This window comes from Microbacterium sp. NPDC076768 (assembly GCF_040687205.1).
Taxonomy (GTDB): Bacteria; Actinomycetota; Actinomycetes; order Actinomycetales; family Microbacteriaceae; genus Microbacterium.
Window position 1 is genome coordinate 32765 of the sequence record NZ_JBFBMU010000001.1, and the last position, 21108, is coordinate 53872.

The window sequence follows — 21108 nt, forward strand, 5'->3', positions numbered from 1 at the left end:
CGAAGCCCACCCAGCCAAGGAGCGATGCGGTCGTGGTTACTTGATCGCGGCGGTTACGTCGTCAACGAGCTTCTGCCACGTGGTCGTGGGGTCTTCTCCGTTGATGATCGCTGCCTCTGCGATGCCCCAGAACTGCCAGACCGAGCCCATTGCCGGGATCGCCGGCATGGGCACTGCCTCCTCACCGACAGCCTGGAAGCCAGCGATGATCGGGTCAGATGCTGCAGAGTCAGCCGCTGCTGTCAGCGCGGGCAGGATGTTGCCTGCCTCGAACAGGGAAAGCTGAACGTCTTCGGTACCGATGTAGTTGACGAGGAAGTCGTTCGCTGCAACCTTGTTCTTCGACTCAGAGCTGACGAAGAAACCCTTGACGCCCGCAAACGGAGAAGCTGTCTCTGCGGTGGGGCTCGGCACTGGATCGATCGCCACGTTGATGCCGGCGTCGACAGCCGCGCCCACGTTCCACGGCCCTGTGAGCCAGAACGCAGCGGTACCGTCAAGGAACTGTTGCTTCGCAATCTCGCCGTCGATGTCGGTGTTCAGGACGCCGGCAGCTCCCTGCTCGCCCAACCACTCTGCGAAGGTGAAGCCACCCTCGTTGCCGAGCTGGAGGTCGGTGGCGTCGTAACTCCCGGAGTCGTCAGTGCCAAACACCGGGGCGCCGAACGCCGTCTGGAACGGGTACAGGTGGTACGGATTTCCTTCAGTGCCCTGCTCTACGACGAACGTGCCCTGGGAGATCATGTCGTCGAAGCTGCTCGGCGCAGCGGGGACAAGATCCGCGTTCCGCAGAACCGCGATGTTCTCGACCGCGTACGGGAGCATGTAGACGGTGCCATCGTAGGTCGCCGCCTGCAGGGCAACGTCGAGGTAATCTCCTGTGCTGTCGCCGAGCTCGATCGGCGCAACAACACCGTTCGTGGAGAGCTCCCCCAGCCAGTCGTGCGCGCCCATCACGACGTCAGGACCCTTGCCTGTGGGGACCTGCTGAATGAAGTCGTCTTTCATGTCGTCGACTGACTTACCGACGAGGTCGACCGTGACCCCTGTTTTGTCTTCGTAGGAGTCCGCTGCTCCCTGAAGAGCGTCGACGCGCTCTGCGTCGACCCATACAGTCAGCGTGCCGCCTCCCTCGGAGCCGGAGGTGTCGTCGTTGCTGGCCCCGGTGGAGCAGCCGGCGAGCGTCAGAGTCGAAACGATAGCGATGGCGCCTGCGGCGACGATCCCTCTCTTGTTCACCTTCATTGGTGTGTGCCTCTCTCAGTGCTGATCACCTGCAAGTACTGCAAGCGCTTACAGTATGCATTGAAATTGACGAGATTTGCAACGGAAAGCGACCTCGATATCAAGCTGTGACAGTGTGGCATCGAGACGATCGAGCTGAAAACGCTTCCATGCGCGCCATTCCAAGGACGGCCGTCGCACCGCTGGGAACCAAACACCCAGCTCCGAGTAAGATTTGGGCATGGCTGACAGCTCATTTGACATCGTCTCGAAAGTGGACCACCAAGAGGCAGAGAACGCCGTGAACCAAGCCCGAAAAGAGGTCGAGCAGCGCTACGACTTCAAGGGAACTGGCGCGTCGATCGCCTGGAGCGGCGAACAGATCCTCATCATCGCCAGCACGGAAGAACGCGCCAAGGCGGTGCTCGACGTGTTCCAGACCAAGCTCATTAAGCGAGGCATCTCCTTGAAGAGCCTCGAAGCGGGAGACCCCTTCGCTAGCGGCAAGGAGTTCCGCATCGTTTCTTCTCTCAAAGATGGCATCTCATCAGAGAACGCCAAGAAGATCGGAAAGCTCATCCGGGATGAGGGCCCGAAGGGCGTCAAGAGCCAGATCCAAGGCGACGAACTACGGGTACAGTCCAAAAGCCGCGACGACCTGCAGTCGGTGATCACCCTGCTGAAGGGTGCCGATCTCGACCTCGACTTGCAGTTCATCAACTACCGGTAAGCACAAGATGTATCCACAGGTACGGATTGCATACTGATATATGGGTTCACGTACCTAAGACTGGAAGCGGTCGACTCAATGCGACCGAGAACGCGATCGCCGCGTGACGCACTGCCGTCGTACGGCTCCGTGATTTCGGGATTGCGAGCTTGCCCTCGTGGGGACGAGGCCGCGGTAGTTCCATGCGCGCGCGTTCTCCGTGGTCGGCGGACCCTGAATATCTGCCGGCCACGGAAACCCACGAGCAAGACAGAGCCCATCTGAATCTCAGAACGCGCCCCCACGCGTTTCGTGAAATCAGATGGGGTTTATTGGCGTCCGACGCAACTTCATGGTTTAGTTACCCTCCCGGGTGACTCGTGAGTCGCGCGGAGTAGAAGGACAACTGGGGGAAGATCCATGGGGACTATCGGATCGACGAGTATCGGATCGACGAGTATCGGCGAGAGCAAGCAGCTCTTGGCCGAAGAAGTCTTCCACCACATCGGCAGACAGATCATCGAGGGAGATCTCACGGCTGGCGAGCGCATTCGCGACGTCGACGTTGCCGAAGAACTACACGTGTCGCGTACACCGGTTCGCGAAGCTCTTCAGCGTTTAGAGCGACTCGGCATGGTCACGATGTACCCAAGCCGGTACACCGAGGTCACGGCAGTAACGCCAGAGACCATCGCACAGTCGCTCGAGTTTGCTGGCTACCAGGCAGCCATCGCCGCCCGTCTCGCCGTTCCGCGGCTGACGACAACCCAGCGTGAGCACGTCGTTCGCCTCATCGGCGACCTGTACGCCGCCCTGGACAGCGGACCGAGGACCTCGACCGCCCGCTGGGCGCTGTTCACCTACCTGGGCGAGCACAGCGGCAACGTGCAACACAGAACCCTGATCGAGGACGCGAGCATGGTGCTGTTCCGCAATCTTCGCGATTGGGTCGTTCTCGCGGCCGATCGCCCGCGGATGCAGCAGGTGTATGTGGACTTCCGTGACGCGGTCTACCGTGGCGATGGTGATGATGCTGAGCGCCTCGTGCGGGCGATGTACTACGTCTAGAGCGGGTCAGAGCACTGCGGACCAGCCGGTCACCCAGCGATCCAGCCGCTGATAGGCCTCTTCCCGTGCCTCATGGCGCGAAAGAAAGACGTCGTGGAGTGCGCCGTCGACCCGCTCGACGGTGACGCTGGGGCCGAGCCGGAGCGCCGCCCTGGCGATGTCATCCACGACAAGTACAGAGTCTGCGGATGTGAGGTCGTGGGACCACCGCGTTGGCGGGACGAACCGTGCAGACAGCAAGACGCACACCGGTGCCGTGATCGATAGGCCAGAGGCCACTGCCTTGTGACCGGACAGAACAGCGTGGAGCCATCCGGCGTAGACCGCCATCGTCTGGGCTGGTCGCCACGCGGGATTCGGGTCCATCGGATCGTCTGCGTCGGCCACCTCCTGCTGGGCGCGCGTGTAGAAGCCGAGGTCAATTTGAGGGGCGGCCTCCATCGGCCAAATCCGGGCCTGGAGCTCCACTACCGGTGCGATCGCCGCCCTCGCGGGCGCGAACTGGAACTCCAACCATGGGCTGTTCAGGATCAGTGCGTCAGCGGCTCCCGGGTGACGTGAAGCCCACAAGCTCAACGTCAGGCCTCCGGTGGAGTGCCCCAGCAGAATGAGTCGGCGATCCGACGAGGCCTCACCAGGCTCGCGCCCCATCGCCGTCAAAGCGGCATGGATGTCTTCGTCATAAATGGCGAGGTCGGTGATGTAGCCCGGTGTCTGCCATTCGCGCAGGCTGCGACCGTACTTACGCAAGTCGAGTGCAAAGAACCGGGCTCCCCGCGAGGTCCAAAAACGGGCCAACCTCTTCTGGAAGAAGTAGTCGGACCAGCCGTGAATGTAGAGCACGTCGACACCATCGAGCATCGGCGCGTCACCGTTCACGCGAGCCCACCAGCTCGGTTGCCGCGGGAGTGCGCGCACCAAAGTGGCCACAACTGGCCCCTGCTCGTCTGTGCCGAGGTCGAGCGTGAGTTGCTGGAACTCGTCGCCCAGTACGTCAGGACTCCACGTGGACATCCGCACCTCCCGTCTGCTGTCAGGCTAGCCGAGGTGTTCCACGGCGCTGACGACGGCTACTCGCCGCGCGAAACCCGCACCATCTCGTCACGCGGGACGACCTTGACGCGTGCGCGCTCGTCTGGCGCACCGAGTGCAATCTCGTGCTCGTCGAGCCGGTGCCAGCCCTCGAGGTCGGTCCAGCGCACTCCGCGCTCTGCGAGAAGCGCAGGGATGGCCTCTTCGGACGGGTCTTCTGGGTGCCACCATGAGCCCTGGTCGTTGATGATGTGACGCACTGTCTCCATCGCATCAGACTTGGTGTGTCCGATGAGCCCGACGGGACCGCGCTTGATCCATCCCGTGGCGTAGATACCGGTGGCCGGTTGGTTGGAGTCCTTCGCGAGCACCTGTCCTTCGCGGTTCGGGATCACGCCATGCTTCTTATCAAAGGGCACACCGGGCAGCGGAGAACCGAAGTAGCCAATCGCGCGATAGAGAGCCTGGAGCGGCACCTCGCGCATCTCGCCTGTGCCGATCGCACCACCCTGACCGTCCGGTTGGGTGCGCTCGTAGACAAGGGCAGCGACCCGACCGTTCTCGTCTTTGCGAATCTCGACAGGCTTCGCCCAGAAGTGCAAGTGCAGGCGACGCGATGCGGTGCCTCCGGCATTGTTGACGGAGTCGCGTTTGCGCCACGACTGCAGAATGCGATCGATGACCATGACCTGCTTGTTGCTGGCCACCGCCGCTTTGGAGGCGTCGTCGTAGTCGAAGTCTTCGTCGTAGACCACCATGTCAACGTCGCGCAGTTCGCCGAGTTCGCGAAGTTCAAGTGGGGTGAACTTCACCTGCGCCGGTCCGCGGCGTCCGAACACATGCACGTCGGTAACCGCGCTCGCCTTGAGACCCTCATAGACATTGGTGGGGACCTCGGTGACAAGAAGGTCTTCTGCGTGCTTGGCGAGCATGCGGGCGACGTCGAGCGCGACGTTTCCGTTGCCGAGCACACCGACAGCTGCGGCATCCAGTGGCCATTCGCGCGGCACGTCTGGGTGCCCATCGAACCAGCTGACGTAGTCCGCAGCACCGTAGGAAGCTACGGCGTCGATGCCAGGAATCTCCATCGAGGTATCGCGGATCGCTCCGGTGGCGAAGATCACCGCGTTGTAGTGCTTCTTGAGATCGTCGAGGGTGATGTCTTCACCAAAGCGCACGTTGCCAAACAAGCGGATGTCGCCACGATCGAGCACGTCGCGCAAAGCGGTGATGATGCCCTTGATACGCGGGTGGTCTGGAGCAACGCCGTAGCGCACCAGCCCATAGGGTGCGGGCAGCTGTTCGAAAAGGTCAATCGAGACGTCGAACTTGCGCTCGGCTTTCAACAGAATGTCCGCGGCGTAGATGCCGGCGGGGCCTGCACCGACGATGGCCAGTCTGAGCTTGGTCATGGAAGGTCCTTTCGTATGCCGTCGCAACCGACGTGCAACCACACGGGTCGCACGCAAAGGTTCAACTGGAGCGTTCGGCGAGGGTTTCAGCGAATCGGGTCAGCGCCTCTCGCACAGTTCCGCGAGGGAGGGGCTCAAGAGTGGCGACAGCATCGCGAGTCCAGGAATGCGCGAGCTCGAGCGTCTTTTGTGTCACGGCGTGGTCGCGCAACTCATTGAGTGCGCCGTCAAGAATCGCCGGGTCAGCGCCGTCAGCGATCAAGGCAACTCCGTCATCGATCCGTGCGGCAAGCTCCGCCGAAGCTGCATCGTCTTCTGCCTTCAAGAGCAAATACGGCATCGTGGGAACGCCAGCGCGCAGGTCGGTTCCAGGAACCTTGCCTGTCTCTTCCGGCTTCGACGACAGATCAATCACATCGTCGAGCAGCTGGAAGGCCACGCCGATCTTCTCGCCGTACTGACGCAACGGTTCTTCGAACTCCGCAGGAGCGTGCGAGAAAATCACGCCGCCCTGTGTCGCCGCAGCGATCAGCGAACCGGTCTTATCTGCCAGCACGCGAATGTAGAACTCAATGGGATCGTCGTCTTCTTGCGGGCCCACGGTCTCGTGCATCTGACCGAGGACCAAACGCTCAAAGGTGTCTGCTTGAAGACGAACCGCACGTTCGCCCAGCTTCGACATCAGCTGACTGGCACGAGAGAACAGAATGTCTCCGGTGAGGATGGCGATGTTGTTACCCCACACAGCGTGCGCCGCTGGAACGCCCCGTCGTCTGTCTGCTCCGTCCATCACGTCGTCGTGGTAGAGCGAACCGAGATGAGTGATCTCTAGCGCCTTCGCGACATCGATCACCTCTGCGGTGTTCCCGTCTCCCAGTTGGGCGGCGAGAAGCGTGAGCACGGGGCGGATGCGCTTACCACCAGCCTCATACAAGTAACGGCTCGCAGCATCGGCCAGCGGGTCTGCCACACGGACGTCTTCTGCCAAGCCGGTCTCGACCAGCTCTAAGCCGTCTTCGATGGCACGCGCAACGCGTCTGGCGGCAGGGCCGATGAAGACGCGATCGCTAAAGCCGAGACGGCTCGCCAGTCGCGAACCCGGGGCAATGGGGCTCGAAGTCACGACCCCAGCCTACCTGCGTCAGCTGTGACGATTCTGCCTGACGGACTCACTCTGGCTTGCGCGCTCTGTGCAGGGCCACAATGCCGAAGGTGAGGTTGCGGTGGGCGACGTCGACCCACCCGGCCTCTCGCATCCACGCCGCCAGCTGTTTCTGGTCTGGCCAGTCGCGGATCGACTCGTTCAGATAGTCATATGCGTCGCCGTTGGTGCCAGCCACACGGGCAACGCGCGGCAGAACTTGGGCGTTGTAAAAGCGGTAAGCGCCGCGGAAAAACTCGCCAGGCGGGGTGGAAAACTCATTGATGACGACTCGACCGCCCGGTTTGGTCACTCGCAGCAACTCGCGCAGTGCCTTCTTGGGGTCGTTGACGTTTCGCAGCGCGTACGACATGGTGACCGCATCGAACTCGCCATCAGGAAAGGGCAGATCCGTCGCATCCGCCTGCACAAAAGACAGGTTGCGCATGGCTCCGTGCCGACGCTCTCCCTCGGCAAGCATGCCGGGTGAGAAGTCGGCGGCGACGACCTGAGCGCCACTGCGTGCAAGCGAAGCAGACGATGACGCCGTCCCCGCGCCGAGGTCGAGAATTCGCTCCCCCGGCTTGGGCGCAACCGCGCGGGTCGTCGCCGCGCGCCACAGGACGTCGTTGCCGACAGTCAAGGCCGTGTTGGTGCGGTCATACCCTGCGGCGACTTGGTCGAACATGCCGCTCACGCGGCTCGGGTCCTTACCGAGATCGGCTCGGTTTGCATCGTTCGAAGTCACGGCTTCAGTCTAGGCGCGAGGGCCATGGCTTCGAGCCGATCAAGCCACGGATCCGCTGTTGCATTATCAAACGGCGCGGCCTGGGCCCGTACGCGTTGTTCAAGGTCGAGCGCGAGCGCTTCCAAGTGGCGCATCACCTCAGCGGGATAGCCGTATTGGGCGCTGTGTTCTGCCCACTCATCACGGTCATCGACCCAGGTTCCACGCGCGCCTTCTACCCGCACCACGTCGAGGTCCATATCGATCCCCGTGACGAGCAGCGGATCGGCGGACCAGCCAACGTCCCACCCCAGATCGATGTAGATGCGCATGCCTTTGCGATGCCCCCGATTTACGGTGACCGCATGGTCGCCGCTCGCCGGAATCAGCGTGACATTGGGCCCTCCGGCCAAAAATTGGGCGCCGGGCCGTGCGCTAGACCACCCGTCGGGTTGGCCGATCCAGTCGCCCCACTGGTCTGCCCCCAAATACACGCACTCGTGCCGCCAATGCGGCGCCCCGTCCCACTTGCGCCACTGGATGATCATCTCGGTTCCGGCTGCGGGGCGTGGATCACTCATGCGTTCACCCTACGACCAGCGAATCCGCGTGTTCCCCAGCGGCATAGGCTTATTGCGTGCACACCACCCACCTGGTCGTGGAGACCCGAGAGATCGACCCGGTCGAAGATCTGTTGGCCTACGCCGACCCCGCTCACCCCCTCGCCTGGCTACGCCGCGGAGAGGGGATCGTTGCGGTCGGCGAAGCGCTGATGGAACTGCGCGAACCCGCCGACGGCAACACCGCGCGTGCGGCTACTCTGACCGCGAAGTGGGCAACCATCTCTCGCGAAGCGGAAGTCTCTGACGCCGTCGACCTGCCGGGCACAGGGCTGGTCGCCTTTGGAGCTTTCACGTTTGATGAGAACTCTGCCGCCGACAGCGTGCTCATCGTGCCCTCGCACGTGCTCGGGCGGCACGGCGATCGTTTTTGGGAAACGCGCATTCGCCTCAGCACTGCTGAGGACAGCATCGAGACGCTTCAGACGCACCCGTACGGTCCGCACTGGGCAGGCACTGTCGGCCCAGGGGCCCAGAGTCCCCAGGGGTATCAAGACTCGGTGCGCGGCGCACTCACCCGTATCGCGAACGGTGAGCTGAGCAAAGTCGTGCTCGCGCGCGACCTGACCGGCACGATCCCTGGAGGCTCCGATCTGCGCCGCCTCGTGCGCGCACTGTCAACCGGCTACCCAGACACCTGGGCTTTCGCGGTAGACGGCCTCATCGGCGCCAGCCCCGAAACACTCGTCACCGTGCACGATGGCACCGTGACCGCGCGCGTGCTGGCAGGAACGATCGGACGCGGCGCTGACGCCGATGCTGACACGGCCGCGTCGGCGCACCTCGCCTCCAGCACCAAAGACCTGGACGAACACCAGTACGCGGTGCAGAGCGTGCTTGCTTCATTGCGACCGCACACGCGCGCCCTCGCCGCGAGTGAGCAACCATTTCTACTGAAGCTGCCGAACCTTTTTCACCTCGCGACTGACGTGGAGGGCGAACTGAACGACGAAGGATCAGCGCTCGATCTTGTGCGTGTTCTGCACCCCACCGCGGCTGTCGCCGGCACCCCAACGACATCCGCGATCGCCGCGATCCGCGACCTCGAGCCGTTTGACCGAGGTCGATACGCCGGTCCGGTCGGATGGGTCGATGGCGCAGGCAACGGAGAGTGGGCTATTGCGTTGCGGTGTGCGCAGTTCGCCGCCACCGACGAGGCGATCAGCGTCACCGCATACGCGGGCGCCGGGATCGTGGCGGGTTCAGATCCGGAAAGCGAGCTGCTCGAGACGCGAGTGAAGTTCCGTCCGCTCGTCGACGCTCTCGCCTGACGACGGCCAAGCGAGAGCAGGCGGGTAAAGTCAGCTGTGCTTCAGACGTTTCTTCTCTGCCTCGACGTCGAAATTCGCAAGGGGCCACTGCGGGTTGATGTCTTCGAGAGCAGCGAGCAGGAGTTCCTGCACGGCCAGCCGGGCATACCACTTCGCATTCGCCGGAATCACATGCCACGGAGCTGCTGCCGTTGAGGTTCGGTCGAACATCGTTTGGTACGCCTGCATGTATTCCGGCCACAGCAGCCGCTCGTCGACGTCACCAGGGTTGTACTTCCAGTGCTTATCCGGACGCTCAAGTCGTTCCATCAGCCGCGACTTCTGCTCATCTGGCGAAATGTGCAGCATCACCTTGACGATGCGCGTTCCCGATGCCACGACACGTGCCTCGAACTCGTTGATGGCCTCGTATCTCCGCTCGATCTCTGCCGGAGGAGCGAGCTCACGCACCCGCCCGATCAAGACGTCTTCGTAGTGCGAACGATCAAACACCCCGATGAATCCGGCGGCGGGCAGGCGCTTTTCGATACGCCAGAGGAAGTCGTGTGCACGTTCTTCCTCTGTCGGCGCCTTGAATGCCGCAAGCTCCACCCCTTGCGGATCGACGCTACCGACGACGTGGCGCACAATGCCGCCCTTGCCAGCGGAGTCCATCGCCTGCAGCACGAGGAGCACTGCGTCTTTGGCCACCTCTGCTCGACTCTGCGCGAACAGGCGCTCTTGCAGCTCGTTCAGCTTTTCGAGGCCGGTCGCGAGATCACGGGTCCCATCGGACTTCCCGTCTGAATAGCCGGGCTTGGCGTTGGGGTCGACGTCGGCGAGACGAAACCCGCTATCGACGCGGAGTGTCTGCGTCCAGTTGTGCGCGTTCATATGCACATCCTGCCAGTCAACGCGCGAGCGGGACCTCAATGATCTGGCGTCCCCCGTGCGGTGACGTCAAGGCTTGGTCGAGTGCTGTGCGGGTGGTCACTCGCTGATATTCCCAGCCGTACGCGAGCGCGAGGTGCTCCAATCGCACCGTATGCGGGGTGTAGAAGGCGCGATCGAGATCGTCTGAACGCGCGGATGCCGCGACCTCTAGCGAGTCAAAAATCGTGCCGCCGCCATCGTTACCCACGATGACCTGTAGCCGCGGCTCAACCTCATCCGGCGGAAAGAGCAGGGCGCCCACGTCATGCAAAAACGCGAGGTCGCCCAGCAAAACCCTGGTCACCCCCGGCGCCCCTGCGGCCTGACTAGCGACAGCAACACCCGTAGCCGTCGCCACCGTGCCGTCGATCCCCGCAAGTCCCCGATTCGCGTGCACCGGCACCTTCTTGCCCCCGAGCACCTGATCGGCCACGCGGACCAACCGCGAAGACCCGAAGACGAGACGGTCGTGCGGCCACGTCGCTCGCCACACGGCGTCGACGAGAAGATCGCGGTCAAGCGGCCGCCGAACAGCGTCGAGCTCTGCTTTGACCGCTTCTCGCCGCGCCACGAAGTCAGAAGAGGCGAGAGCCTCAGGGTCGGGAGCGCGCTCTGACAGATCGACGATCTCTGCCGCCGAAGCGTGCAGCCATTCGCCCAGCCATGCACGATCAGCGTCTCCTGGCGCGACGACCACCGCGGCCACCCCTTGAGTGCGGTGGTTCAGATTCAGCTGCTCACCACCGCGGTGCACGGCGATGACGTCGACTTCTGGGCGTGCAAGCAGCGCCGCAACCTCGCGGCTGAGGGTCGGGTGTCCGAAGACCACCACCCGTTCGATACGGGCTCCCAGGTCTGCGCGCGACAGAAGACGACGGTATCCGTGCACGATCTGCCGACCGAAACGAGCGCCACTCACAATCTCGGCAATCAGTGGCCAGCCACCGGCGTGGGCGATCTCTTCGGCATCAGCGCCGGCGTCAGCGCCAGCAACAACGACAGTTCGCGGGCCGCGGTGAAGCTCATGCGGCTCGGCGCGCAGGACGCGGGGTGCGGGGCCTTCGACAGCAACGATGTCGGAAAAAGAACCAGAAAGCGGCTCTCGGAAAGGCAGATTCAGATGCACGGGGCCCGCCACCCCGGCGAGTGCGTGCGGAACTTCCTGCGCGCCCACCGCTGCGGCCACCGCGCGCTCCGCCAACCCTGACCAATCGCCATCTCCCGGAACAGGGGCGTCGATCTGGTCTCGTACCCACGGCTGAAACAGACCCTCTTGGGTAGTCGCCTGGTTGGCACCAACGCCGCGCAATTCTGGGGGGCGATCCGCGGTGAGCAACAGCATCGGCACGCCGGAGTGGAAAGACTCCATCACGGCAGGCAAGAGATTTCCGACGGCAGTTCCTGAGGTGCAGACAACGGCGGCAGGCACGCCCGTCTCTCGACCGATTCCGAGGGCAGTGAAGCCCGCCACCCGCTCGTCAATGCGCACGTGGACCCGCAGAAGACCCTCGTCAGCGAAGCGCACCGCGGCGAGCGCAAGTGCTTGGGATCGTGAGCCTGGGCAGACAACGACGTCGCGCACACCGTGAGCGACGAGGTCGACGATCAGTTGTGCCGCGGCTTCTGCCGCTGGCGACGAGGTCACGGGCGCGGATCCGCGGCCGGGGGCTCGTCTGTCTCCTCGTCCAACTTGGCGAGTTCTTCTTCGAGGCGACGAATGCGCTCGTCCTGCTCTTCTTTGTTGATGCTGCGCAGGAACGCGGGGTCATCGTCTGGACCGATTACGGGGCGTGTCCCTGAGTCGTTTGCGCGGCGACGGCCGATCACGAACCAGAGCACGCCGCCGATCACCGGAAGCAACACTACGATCGCGATCCAGGCGGGCTTGGACACGCCACGATGCCGCGTCGCCGGCTGCACAGCGCAGTCAACGATGCTGAATACCCAGAAGACGGCGGCGAGGAATCCGCCGATGATCAGTAGTCTCGCCACCCCTCCAGTGTAGGCACCCCAGCGGTGGCCCGGACGCAGAACAGGCAGAGGCGGCGTTGCTAGACTGCGCGGGAAATGTTGCCCTCACCGCCAGACTCGTTGCCGCGAACGCGCGCCGAGCGGATGATCCTCACTCAGGTGATCACCGCCGTTGCCCTCGCGCTCTTGGTGCTGGTGGGAGTCTGGACGAGTGTCCACAGCCCCGCAAACGCACACGCGACAGAGAGCGTCAGCGTCGGTGTTTCACAGTCCGACAGCGTGGCACCCGCCGTGGGTGACCTCGCGGTCGCTGGTCTGAGCGACGCACTCGTGTCTGACGCACCTGCTTCTGACGTAAGCGGCGGCCTGCTCACTGCGCTTTGCTGCTTCGCCCTCGGTTGCCTCGTGTTGGTATTGGCGTTCCGGCGGATTCTTGGCCGTTTTTCCCCGCCGCTGAGGTCCAGAGAACCTCAGATAGCGGCGCCGCACCTGACTCGCTCCGGCGCACAGGTCGCTACCCCGCTCCTCACTCTCACGCAGCTCTCGATCTCCCGTACCTGAAACCTCGGCAGCGATCCCGCCGTTACTCACGGCACCTTTTCCCTGTCGTACCCGTGTATTTGGAGACTCCATGAAGAACTCTGTCAAAGCGACCCTGATCGCCATCGCCGTCGCTGTTGTCCTGGCAATAGTGGGCATCGTTTTTGCAATAAACCAACAGGCGAAACCCACGCCAACCGCAAGCGGCGAGCCGTTACAGACGGTACGCACCGATTCCCACGTGCTCGATGACGGGGGCGCCGACGCGGTTACTGTCGTGGAGTTCCTCGATTTTGAGTGCGAGGCGTGCGGAGCTTTCTACCCCGTCGTGGAAGAGCTTCGCGAGAAGTACGAGGGCGACATCACCTACGTGGTGCGCTACTTTCCGTTGCCTGGACACGTGAACTCGATGCAGGCTGCGCTGGCGGCCGAGGCCGCCGCTCAGCAGGATCGATTCGAAGACATGTACGCCCGCCTCTTTGAAACTCAGACGCAGTGGGCCGAGAACTCAGAGGAGACACCTGAAGTGTTCCGAGCCTTCGCGGAAGACCTGGGGCTGGACATGGCGGCGTACGACGCGGCGATAATCGACCCAGCGACAGCTGAGCGGGTGCTCTCTGACAAGGCCGATGGCGAGGGTCTTGAGGTGAACAGCACTCCCACCTTCTTTGTCGACGGTCAGCGCGCCGATCTTCAAGAGTGGGACGACCTGGAAGAAGCGATCGAGAAAGCCGTCAACGGCTAATGCGACGTCCCGATACGCTGAAATCGAGTCCAGGGAGAGGGACAAAACGATGAGAGAAACGACGTCGATACTGCCAGGAACACACAATGCTCGCGAGGTCGCTGGCCTTCCGATTTCAGGGGGCGGCGCCCTCGCATCCGGACGCATCTTTCGCTCCGATGCCCTCGCCTCTCTGACCGATGCCGGACTGCAGTCACTGAACGACCTCGAGATCGGCACGGTGATCGACCTGCGCACCGACAGCGAACGCGATCGTGCACCCGACCGGCTCCCCACCGATGGCAGTGTGCGCCTGTTCGCTCTGCCCATGCAGGGCGGTGCGATGGACGAGATGGTGAAGCAGATGCTGCCGGCCGCTGGGAAGTCAGGGCTCTCCGTGACACAGCTGGCGGAGATTCTGCAAAAGGTTCCGACGCTGGAACAGCTCTACATCGGGATCTTGCAAGACAACGCCGCACAGTTCGCCCAGGTAGCTCAGACGGTGCTCAGCTCTTTCGGCGCCGATCGTCCTGGTGTTTTGATCCACTGCACTGCAGGGAAAGACCGCACGGGTCTCGCTGTCGCGATCCTGCTCATGCTGGCCGAAGTACCACGCAGCGCAATCGTCGGGGATTACACGCAGACGACGAAGAACCTCGCTGGTGGGTTCTCCGAAGCCCTCACCGGGCTGATCACCTCAATGGGTGTTCCGCTCACTCCTGCCATCAAAGCGCTCGCGACGGAGGCACCAGCTTCCGCCATTGAGACGGCCATCGACTGGATCGCGCTGAACCATGGTGGTGCCGCCGAGTATCTTCGCAGCGGCGGCATGACAGACGAGGAGATCACAAAGCTGCGGCACGCGCTGCGCTCCGAGTGAGGCTTGCGGCTGACGCACCGCTGAGTCCCTCGCTACGCTGATCGCATGACTGAGACAGCGGAGCGCTCCCTTTCGCCGCATCCTGCGTTGGCTGTGGTGCGACGCATACCCGCGACGCTCACAATGATCGGGCTGATCCTCGCGGCTGGCGTGATCTGGAGCGGCCTCTGGGCACCTTTTGAAAACTCAGCGCTCTTCTCACAGGTGGCCTACGGCCTCCCCAACCTCGCAGACGGCAAGTGGTGGACCCCGCTCACCGGCACGTTCTTCGTGAACCAGCCGTGGGTCTATCTGTTCACCATCGCGGGTTTTTGGGGCATGGCGTACCTCGAGTTCCGTCGCGGCTCACGCGTTGCGCTCGCCTACTACTGGATCGGCCAGCTCTTCGCGATCTTCGCAACCGCTCTGGTGCTGCTCTTGCTTTCCGCCTTCCCGTGGGCATGGGCTGCCACGCAAGCCCAGGCGCTCGATGTCGGAGCCTCTGGGGGCACGATGGCGTGCATGGCCGCAGCCATCGGGCTTTTCCGTCCGCCGTGGCGGGTGCGTGGCTGGCTGATTCTGCTCGGCTTTTTGTTCATCGCGATGCTGTTCTGGGGCAAACTCGCCGACCTCGAACACCTGTTGGCGGTGCTGCTGATCCTCGTCGTTGACCGGTCACTGCGCGTGCGACACACCACCGTCCGCGAGCAACGGCTGATTGCCGTGCTTTCTATCGCCGTGCTCAGCGCGGTGGAGATCATCACGGCTTTCGTCCCCACAGACGGCCCTTTTGGTAAGACAGACCCCGCATCCGGTGGTTTCATCGACCTCGCGATCGACCTCGTCGTGATTCTGCTGCTCGTTAACGGGCTGCGGCGAGGGCGACGTTGGGCGTGGGTGCTCGCGCTTGTGCTCGGTGTCTTCAACGTGGCCGTTGCTGCCCTCGTGCTGACGCTGATCACCTCCACCAGTCAGGCCCAGCTCGATGTGACATGGGACGGAGAGACCGAGCTTTCGCTCGCGAACGGGTTCCTCTGGCTCATAGTCATCGCGTACCTCTTGTGGGTACGTCGAGCGTTCCGTGCCCGCCGTCGCGCGAAGCTTGGCATCCAGCCCGCACCGACCGCCGAAGACATGAAGAACGAGTTGCGCACACACGGTGGCGGCACGCTTTCGTGGATGACGACCTGGGACGGAAACAGCTACGCCCGAGTGTCTGGCGGCATCGTGGCGTACCAGCGGAGGAACGGCGTTGCGCTCGCGCTGGCTGATCCGATTGGGCCAGCGGAGACGCGCGCAGAAGCGGTCAACGAGTTTATCCGGGCCGCAGAACAAGACGGCCTGGTGCCGTGCTTCTTCAGCGCTGACGAAGCGACGCTTGCGGCAGTGCCGTCTACCTGGCGCAGAATCGTGGTCGCCGACGACACCATCGTCGACCTGCCAGGACTCGCCTTCACCGGCAAGCAGTGGAGCTCAGTACGCACCTCGCTCAACAAAGCAGGGCGTGAAGAAATGACTTTCCGGATGACGCATCTGAAAGCGGAGTCGTGGGGAGTGCAACAGCAACTGCGCGCAATCTCCGAAGCGTGGGTGGGCGATAAAGACCTCCCGGAGATGCGGTTCACCCTTGGCACCCTTGATGAAGCAGAAGATCCTGATGTGCGGCTCGCGCTGGCGCTCGCCCCGAATGGCGACGTCGATGGTTTCCTCTCCTGGTTGCCTGTGTACGGCAACGACGGTGCCGTGCGCGGATGGACGCTGGATTTGATGCGTCGGCGCGACGGCGGATTCGGTCCAGTGATGGAGTACCTCATCGGCTCATCCGCAAAGCAATTCTCTGAAGAGGGCGCGCAGATTATGTCCCTCTCCGGGGCACCACTCGCACACGACTATCCGCCGGACGCCGGCATGATCGCCGTGCTCAGCGATCGACTCGCCGAGGCTTTGGAGCCGGTTTACGGGTTCGGATCACTGCATAAGTTCAAGCAGAAATTCCACCCCAGGTACGAAACCATGTACCTGCTCTTCCGCGATGAGAGTGACCTCACCCGCATCGGTGGAGCCCTGACGAGAGCCTTTCTTCCCGACGCCACGCTTCGGCAATTCGCCGGCGCTGGACTCGAGATCGTGCGCGGTGGCGGGAAAGACTGACGCTACGAATCGTGAGGTGGACGACGTAAGCCTTTTACGTCGCCACGGCGTTGCTTCGCCTTCAACCTTCGCTCTTTCGATCCCCGGCTCGGTTTGGTCGCACGGCGCTGTGGAGCGGGGGGACGCAGCGCATCGGCAACAAGCGACGCGAGCCGAACGCGAGCCGCATCCCTGTTGCGCAGCTGCGCGCGATGCTCGGACGCGGTGATCGTCAGCACCCCGTCGACCAGCCGAGCAGACAAACGCTCCAAAAGCCGATCGCGCTGATGCGAGGTGAGGGCACTCGAACGCGCTGCATCCCACACGAGTTCCACGCGGGAGTCCGCCGTGTTGACGCCCTGGCCGCCTGGGCCGGATGATCGCGAAAAGCGCCACGCCAGCTCAGCCTCAGGAATCGTGAGATTCGACGAGACGCGAAGACCTGGACGATGGGCGGAGGGCATGCGTCTATCTTCCCCTGCGCTCCTGGCCGCAAAAACGGGCCTGACTAGACTTTCGTCCAAGAGACGACACCCTGCGAACGCTTCCGACTCACCACAGGCGAACGACGATGTCGGTGCCATCGGCGCTCTCATCCAACAGGCATACTGACCAGATGGACGCCGACTGGATCGAGCACCGCCGCACGGAAGACGGCGAGCGAGTGGGATGGATCAAGCCCGTCGACGACGGATTCGTCGCTATCGATCTGTTGGGCCGGCCGGTGACGGAGGTCGTGGACTGGATGCGAGCGGAAGAGGTGCTCGACGGGCGCGGATTGGGATACCTCGCTGAGCCGCATGAATTGCGGCTGGAGAGCGGCGCCTGGTTGCGCGTGCGCATCGCCGAGGCATCGCCATTGCGGATTCGTGTGAAGAAAGACGACTGGGGCGACATGAGCGCGCCGCAGGTCTACTACGAAGTCTCGTTTCCTGTGGATGACAGCCTTCGGCAGCTTCCTCGTTAGCCAATACGCCGCAACGGAACCTTGTTCACAATCGATTGGACGCGACGGCGGGAGTCGAACCCGCAACGCCATCAGGTATGAGCTGTGGCCCGGGACCGCCCGGATCGCCGCGATGTCTTCGACGCTACCCAACCCCCACACTTCCCGCCAGGTCTATTTCTTTCCATGACCTGGCACCTCATCAAAACCCAGACCATTCGTGTGGGCTGCCGCGTGGCGGACGGCAACGCGCGGGGCGCAGCACGGATGGTCTGGGTTTTGGGGGTAGCTCAGCGACGGATGGAATCTTCGAACGGGTTCGGTTCCAGCGTGTAATCCGTCGACGGGTCTGCCCATGTGCCGCCGTCTGAGGCTCGGGCTCGGCGGAGCGCGGCGAGCGCCCGCACGGCAGGCGCACCCCAGGCAAGCGCCACAGCACCTTGCAGACTGCGATCCTCTGATCCGAGCACGCTCACCCGATGCCAGGCCTCGTGGATCCCACCCCCGCGGGCTGCCGGCACGCGTCTGGCTGGCAACGCTCCGGCTCGGCGCAGCGCGACAAGTTGTTCAACTCGTTCCCACCAGGTCGACTCCGCCTCGGGGTGAAAGTAGTTGTCTCGAAGCCAGGCAGGATGCGCATGCCGGAATCGACCTGCCACAACTTCGTTGCGTCCACCCAGCAGGCCACTCCCCACGAACACCGTGTTGAGCAGGGTCTTGCTCACCCCGAATGAGTCGAGGGCGATCACGGGCACGCCGAGTGCTGTCGCCTCGATTGCTGCAGTTGAACTCACCGTGACCAGCCCTGCCGCTCTATCCAGAGCACTGGCCATCGAGCCATAGGAGAAGACGAGATTCTCGGGCAGCCGGTCGGGTAACAGCGCTCGATATGGCTCATGTTCGAGGTGCGCTTCCGACTCCCCCGGCCGCGACCGCAGCTTCACCACTACCCTCCGCCGCGAATCTGCCTCGGCAGCGCGAACGAGCATGGCGGCGATCTCTGCCCGATCCGCGCGCGTTGCAGGAACCATCGCTTGGGTGGCGAAAACGATATCTGTGGCGGCCGGTCGCACCGCAGCAGAAAGCTCCGAGGCAGTGCGCTCCGGGCGTTCAACGACCGTGGCACCGCCACCGTGCATCCCGAGAGCATCCAGACGGATCCGCTCTGGCCGCAGTATTCTTTGCCGCCGCTTCGCGAAGGGAAGCGTCGCGAGAGCGGTCGGCACCTGCACGCCGATGCGGCGCCCCAGTTCGTTGAAGGCGCGCACTTCACGGTGAGAGTGCAGCACCAGGAGGTCAGCGTGCTTGCGGTATTCGAGTGCGCCTCGCTGGGCCGGAATCGCCATCCCCGGAAATCCTGAGATGACGACAGGACGGTGCACCAACGAGTCGATTACCCGACCCATCAGCCGCACGAATGGCCCTCGTCCCGCCAGCACGACCGCATCGGGTCGCTGTCCGGCCAGCCAACCGGAGAGCTCGTCGAAACCCACTCGGGTGACATCTTTTGACTCGAAGCTGCTGCCCACGAGGGCTGTGCGCTGCTGTTCGCCGCTGACGGTGAGCGGCGTGCGCACCAGAAGCAGGTGCGCGCGTACTCCCGGCACTGAGCCAAGAAGCGATGCCGCCCATTTCACGAATGAGTCTGCGTCGGCAATGGCGACGACGCGAATACCAGAGTTGCTCATGCCGGGATGCGACGCAGCTTCGCCATCGGCGCACGCTCACTGTCAAACACGCGCTTGACTCCGTCACCCAGCGCACGCTCGATCACACGAATGTCACGCACCAGGTGCTCCAGTCCTGTGGGCTCAAGAGATGCCGCATGGTCAGAGCCCCACATGGTGCGGTCCAGCGTGATGTGACGCTCGACGGCTACCGCACCGATGGCCACAGCAGCGAGCGAAATCTGCAGTCCGCGCTCGTGACCGGAATAGCCGACGGGCACTCCGGCATAGCGATCCCGCAGGGTGGCGATCACCCGCAGGTTCGCCTCTTCCGGCTCCAACGGATACGTCGAGGTCGCGTGCATGAGCACGACCCGGTCGGTGCCAAGAGTGTCGAGAGCGCGGTCGATCTGCTCGATGGTCGACATTCCGGTAGAGAGCATGACGGGCTTCCCCGTCTCGCGCAAACGGGTAAGCAGCTCGGTATCGGTGAGGCTCGCCGAGGCGACCTTATGTGCAACGACGTTGAGATCTTCAAGGAAATCGACGCTGGGGACGTCCCACGGCGAGGCGAACCAGTCCAGCCCCAGCAGGGTCGCGTGGTCGCCAATCGCGACATATTCCTCGCGCCCGAATTCCACCCGACGGCGGTAGTCGAGGTAGCTCATGACGCCCCACGGCGTCTCACGCGGAACATCTCGCATGTGCTCGGGGGTGGAGATTTCCGGAGTACGTTTCTGAAATTTGACGGCATCGGCACCCGCGCGCGCCGCGACGTCGATGAGCCGCTTCGCGATCTCTACATCGCCATTGTGATTCAGTCCGATTTCGGCGATGACGTAGGCAGGACGCCCGCCGCCAATCACACGTGAGCCGATGCTGACAGTCATGGTTCCTCCGGTCATCGAGCGAGAATTCATCCCCTCCCTCTTGAATACGGGGCGAGGGTGAACGCCGCACAACGCCAGGGTTACCGGCCTCAGTCAGCTGGCCAACACTCTCTCGACCAGCTCGCGCACCGCGCCTTCTCCGCCGCGACGACTCAGCACTATCCGTGCCTCGGCGAGCACGCTGGGGTGCGCGTTGGCGACGGCTATCGGCCATCCGACGATCCGCATGGCCGGCAGGTCGTTGACGTCGTTTCCGAGGTAGGCAGTGTCGCGCAACGAGACGTCGTTTTCCTGCGCCCAGGCCCGCAATGCCTTTTCTTTGTCTTCGATGCCGTGCAGTACAGGCACCCGGAGCTTGTCAGCGCGTGCGCGGACGACCGGATTCACTTCCGTCGACAAAATCAGCATCGGGATACCCGCCCTGCGCAGCATCGCCACCCCCATGCCGTCTTCGCGGCTGACTCGCACCTGCTCGCGACCTGCATCGTCGATGATCGCCGTGTCGTCGGTGTGAACGCCATCGAAATCGGTCACCACCGCGTGAACGCGGATCGGGTCTGCCGCCTCATGCAGTGCGGCAAGCGCACGGGCAACACGGAGCTGATCTGCATCGTCGATCTCGATCGCCGTCCACTCCGGCACGGCCGCGATCCGGGTCCGGCCGAAGAAGCGATGCTTGCTGTGGCGGAACCCGTCGGCACGGAAGACGTAGAACGCCCCGGTTTCGAGGTGGTGCGGTTCTCGGTCTTGTCGACGAGGGCGGTGAGCGGCCTCGTGGTTTATCGCCACGGCATGACCCTCAGCGTCTTCTCGCCACAGAAATCCGAAGGTCTCGTGCGCGGCGAACATGCTGTCTGCCCGATCGGCGCGCACTTCCTGCACCGCCAGCGCGAGGGCATCATGTGGGATGAACGGGGAGGTGGCCTGCAGGAAAGCCACGACATCCACGCGGGTGCCTTCCGCCTCGAGTTCATCAAGCACATGCAGAATCGCGCTCTCAGAAGTCGCGGTGTCGCCGGCGATCTCGGCAGGGCGATCGATGACGCGCGCGCCAGCTGCTGATGCCACAGCCGCTATCTCGGCATTATCTGTGGAAACCACGACCAGGTCAATGCCTGCCGCGGCGTGTGCCGCGCGAACCGCGCGTTCCACCAGTGGGACGCCGCCGACGCGCTCCAGGTTTTTGCGCGGTATCTGTTTGGATCCGCCGCGCGCCGGAATGATCGCCACGGCGAGGGGTGGTGTCTGCTCGTTCATGGTCTGCA

21 protein-coding genes and 1 tRNA gene are annotated in these 21108 nt (G+C 63.4%); 8 read left to right on the forward strand and 14 right to left on the reverse strand.

The window, feature by feature from the left end; translation table 11 throughout:
• Nucleotides 1-36: 36 nt before the first annotated feature.
• Nucleotides 37-1245 carry a maltose ABC transporter substrate-binding protein gene (locus AB0O87_RS00240; protein ID WP_363510414.1) on the reverse strand — a complete coding sequence of 403 codons (1209 nt, stop codon included), beginning with the start codon at nucleotides 1243-1245 and terminating at the stop codon, nucleotides 37-39.
• A 220-nt stretch (nucleotides 1246-1465) separates the two neighbouring features.
• On the opposite strand from AB0O87_RS00240, the gene AB0O87_RS00245 reads away from it, so the two are divergent.
• Nucleotides 1466-1954 (forward strand): YajQ family cyclic di-GMP-binding protein, encoded by a 489-nt coding sequence (locus AB0O87_RS00245; protein WP_363510417.1) that lies wholly within the window; start codon nucleotides 1466-1468, stop codon nucleotides 1952-1954.
• Between the two features lie 399 nt (nucleotides 1955-2353).
• The gene (locus tag AB0O87_RS00250) at nucleotides 2354-3001 is read left to right on the forward strand and encodes a GntR family transcriptional regulator (RefSeq protein ID WP_363510419.1); all 648 of its coding nucleotides are present in this window, start codon (nucleotides 2354-2356) and stop codon (nucleotides 2999-3001) included.
• Nucleotides 3002-3007: 6 nt separating this feature from the next.
• Here the strand turns inward: AB0O87_RS00250 and AB0O87_RS00255 are convergent, their stop codons facing one another.
• From AB0O87_RS00255 to AB0O87_RS00275, 5 genes are all read right to left on the reverse strand, one after another.
• The gene (locus tag AB0O87_RS00255) at nucleotides 3008-4015 is read right to left on the reverse strand and encodes an alpha/beta hydrolase (protein ID WP_363510422.1); all 1008 of its coding nucleotides are present in this window, start codon (nucleotides 4013-4015) and stop codon (nucleotides 3008-3010) included.
• 56 nt (nucleotides 4016-4071) lie between these two features.
• A complete protein-coding gene (locus AB0O87_RS00260; protein WP_363510425.1) occupies nucleotides 4072-5445 on the reverse strand; it encodes an FAD-dependent oxidoreductase in 1374 nt (457 codons plus the stop codon).
• Nucleotides 5446-5506: 61 nt separating this feature from the next.
• Nucleotides 5507-6568 (reverse strand): polyprenyl synthetase family protein, encoded by a 1062-nt coding sequence (locus tag AB0O87_RS00265; protein ID WP_363510428.1) that lies wholly within the window; start codon nucleotides 6566-6568, stop codon nucleotides 5507-5509.
• A gap of 46 nt (nucleotides 6569-6614) precedes the next feature.
• Nucleotides 6615-7334 (reverse strand): class I SAM-dependent methyltransferase, encoded by a 720-nt coding sequence (locus AB0O87_RS00270; RefSeq protein ID WP_363510431.1) that lies wholly within the window; start codon nucleotides 7332-7334, stop codon nucleotides 6615-6617.
• The gene (locus AB0O87_RS00275; protein WP_363510434.1) at nucleotides 7331-7894 is read right to left on the reverse strand and encodes a DUF402 domain-containing protein; all 564 of its coding nucleotides are present in this window, start codon (nucleotides 7892-7894) and stop codon (nucleotides 7331-7333) included. The genes AB0O87_RS00270 and AB0O87_RS00275 overlap by 4 nt, the downstream gene beginning before the upstream one ends.
• Before the next feature lie 56 nt (nucleotides 7895-7950).
• Here AB0O87_RS00275 and AB0O87_RS00280 point away from each other — a divergent pair, with 56 nt between their 5' ends.
• A complete protein-coding gene (locus tag AB0O87_RS00280; RefSeq protein WP_363510437.1) occupies nucleotides 7951-9204 on the forward strand; it encodes an isochorismate synthase in 1254 nt (417 codons plus the stop codon).
• 30 nt (nucleotides 9205-9234) lie between these two features.
• Here AB0O87_RS00280 and AB0O87_RS00285 read toward each other — a convergent pair whose 3' ends face one another.
• Genes AB0O87_RS00285 through AB0O87_RS00295 form a run of 3 tightly spaced genes read right to left on the reverse strand, consistent with a single transcriptional unit; the run spans nucleotide 9235 to nucleotide 12108 of the window.
• Nucleotides 9235-10077: a polyphosphate kinase 2 family protein gene (locus AB0O87_RS00285; RefSeq protein ID WP_363510440.1), complete on the reverse strand. Its 843-nt coding sequence runs from the start codon at nucleotides 10075-10077 to the stop codon at nucleotides 9235-9237.
• 16 nt (nucleotides 10078-10093) lie between these two features.
• A complete protein-coding gene (menD, locus tag AB0O87_RS00290) occupies nucleotides 10094-11761 on the reverse strand; it encodes a 2-succinyl-5-enolpyruvyl-6-hydroxy-3-cyclohexene-1-carboxylic-acid synthase (protein ID WP_363510443.1) in 1668 nt (555 codons plus the stop codon).
• Nucleotides 11758-12108 (reverse strand): PLDc N-terminal domain-containing protein, encoded by a 351-nt coding sequence (locus AB0O87_RS00295; protein WP_363510446.1) that lies wholly within the window; start codon nucleotides 12106-12108, stop codon nucleotides 11758-11760. The genes menD and AB0O87_RS00295 overlap by 4 nt, the downstream gene beginning before the upstream one ends.
• 75 nt (nucleotides 12109-12183) lie before the next feature.
• Between AB0O87_RS00295 and AB0O87_RS00300 the strand changes: the two genes are divergently transcribed.
• From AB0O87_RS00300 to AB0O87_RS00315, 4 genes are all read left to right on the forward strand, one after another.
• Nucleotides 12184-12648, forward strand: a complete 465-nt coding sequence (locus tag AB0O87_RS00300; protein ID WP_363510448.1) for a hypothetical protein — start codon at nucleotides 12184-12186, stop codon at nucleotides 12646-12648.
• A 70-nt stretch (nucleotides 12649-12718) separates the two neighbouring features.
• On the forward strand, nucleotides 12719-13372 hold the full coding sequence (locus tag AB0O87_RS00305) for a thioredoxin domain-containing protein (RefSeq protein WP_363510451.1): 654 nt from the start codon (nucleotides 12719-12721) through the stop codon (nucleotides 13370-13372).
• Nucleotides 13373-13421: 49 nt separating this feature from the next.
• Nucleotides 13422-14231 carry a tyrosine-protein phosphatase gene (locus tag AB0O87_RS00310; protein WP_363510454.1) on the forward strand — a complete coding sequence of 270 codons (810 nt, stop codon included), beginning with the start codon at nucleotides 13422-13424 and terminating at the stop codon, nucleotides 14229-14231.
• A 45-nt stretch (nucleotides 14232-14276) separates the two neighbouring features.
• Nucleotides 14277-16361, forward strand: coding sequence for a DUF2156 domain-containing protein (locus tag AB0O87_RS00315; protein WP_363510457.1), 2085 nt, complete (start codon nucleotides 14277-14279; stop codon nucleotides 16359-16361).
• 2 nt (nucleotides 16362-16363) lie between these two features.
• Here the strand turns inward: AB0O87_RS00315 and arfB are convergent, their stop codons facing one another.
• Nucleotides 16364-16804: an alternative ribosome rescue aminoacyl-tRNA hydrolase ArfB gene (gene arfB / locus AB0O87_RS00320; protein ID WP_363510460.1), complete on the reverse strand. Its 441-nt coding sequence runs from the start codon at nucleotides 16802-16804 to the stop codon at nucleotides 16364-16366.
• 107 nt (nucleotides 16805-16911) lie between these two features.
• On the opposite strand from arfB, the gene AB0O87_RS00325 reads away from it, so the two are divergent.
• Nucleotides 16912-17307, forward strand: coding sequence for a hypothetical protein (locus tag AB0O87_RS00325; RefSeq protein ID WP_363510462.1), 396 nt, complete (start codon nucleotides 16912-16914; stop codon nucleotides 17305-17307).
• Nucleotides 17308-17343: 36 nt separating this feature from the next.
• Here the strand turns inward: AB0O87_RS00325 and AB0O87_RS00330 are convergent.
• The 4 genes from AB0O87_RS00330 to AB0O87_RS00345 form a co-directional block, all read right to left on the reverse strand.
• Nucleotides 17344-17419: transfer RNA gene (locus AB0O87_RS00330), tRNA-Met, on the reverse strand.
• Between the two features lie 157 nt (nucleotides 17420-17576).
• Entirely contained in the window at nucleotides 17577-18974 is a 1398-nt protein-coding gene (locus tag AB0O87_RS00335; protein WP_363510465.1) for a DUF6716 putative glycosyltransferase, read from the reverse strand.
• Nucleotides 18971-19843, reverse strand: coding sequence for an N-acetylneuraminate synthase family protein (locus AB0O87_RS00340; protein ID WP_363512827.1), 873 nt, complete (start codon nucleotides 19841-19843; stop codon nucleotides 18971-18973). The genes AB0O87_RS00335 and AB0O87_RS00340 overlap by 4 nt, the downstream gene beginning before the upstream one ends.
• Nucleotides 19844-19936: 93 nt before the next feature.
• Complete coding sequence (locus AB0O87_RS00345) at nucleotides 19937-21100, reverse strand: acylneuraminate cytidylyltransferase (protein WP_363510467.1); 1164 nt, start codon at nucleotides 21098-21100, stop codon at nucleotides 19937-19939.
• Nucleotides 21101-21108: the final 8 nt, after the last annotated feature.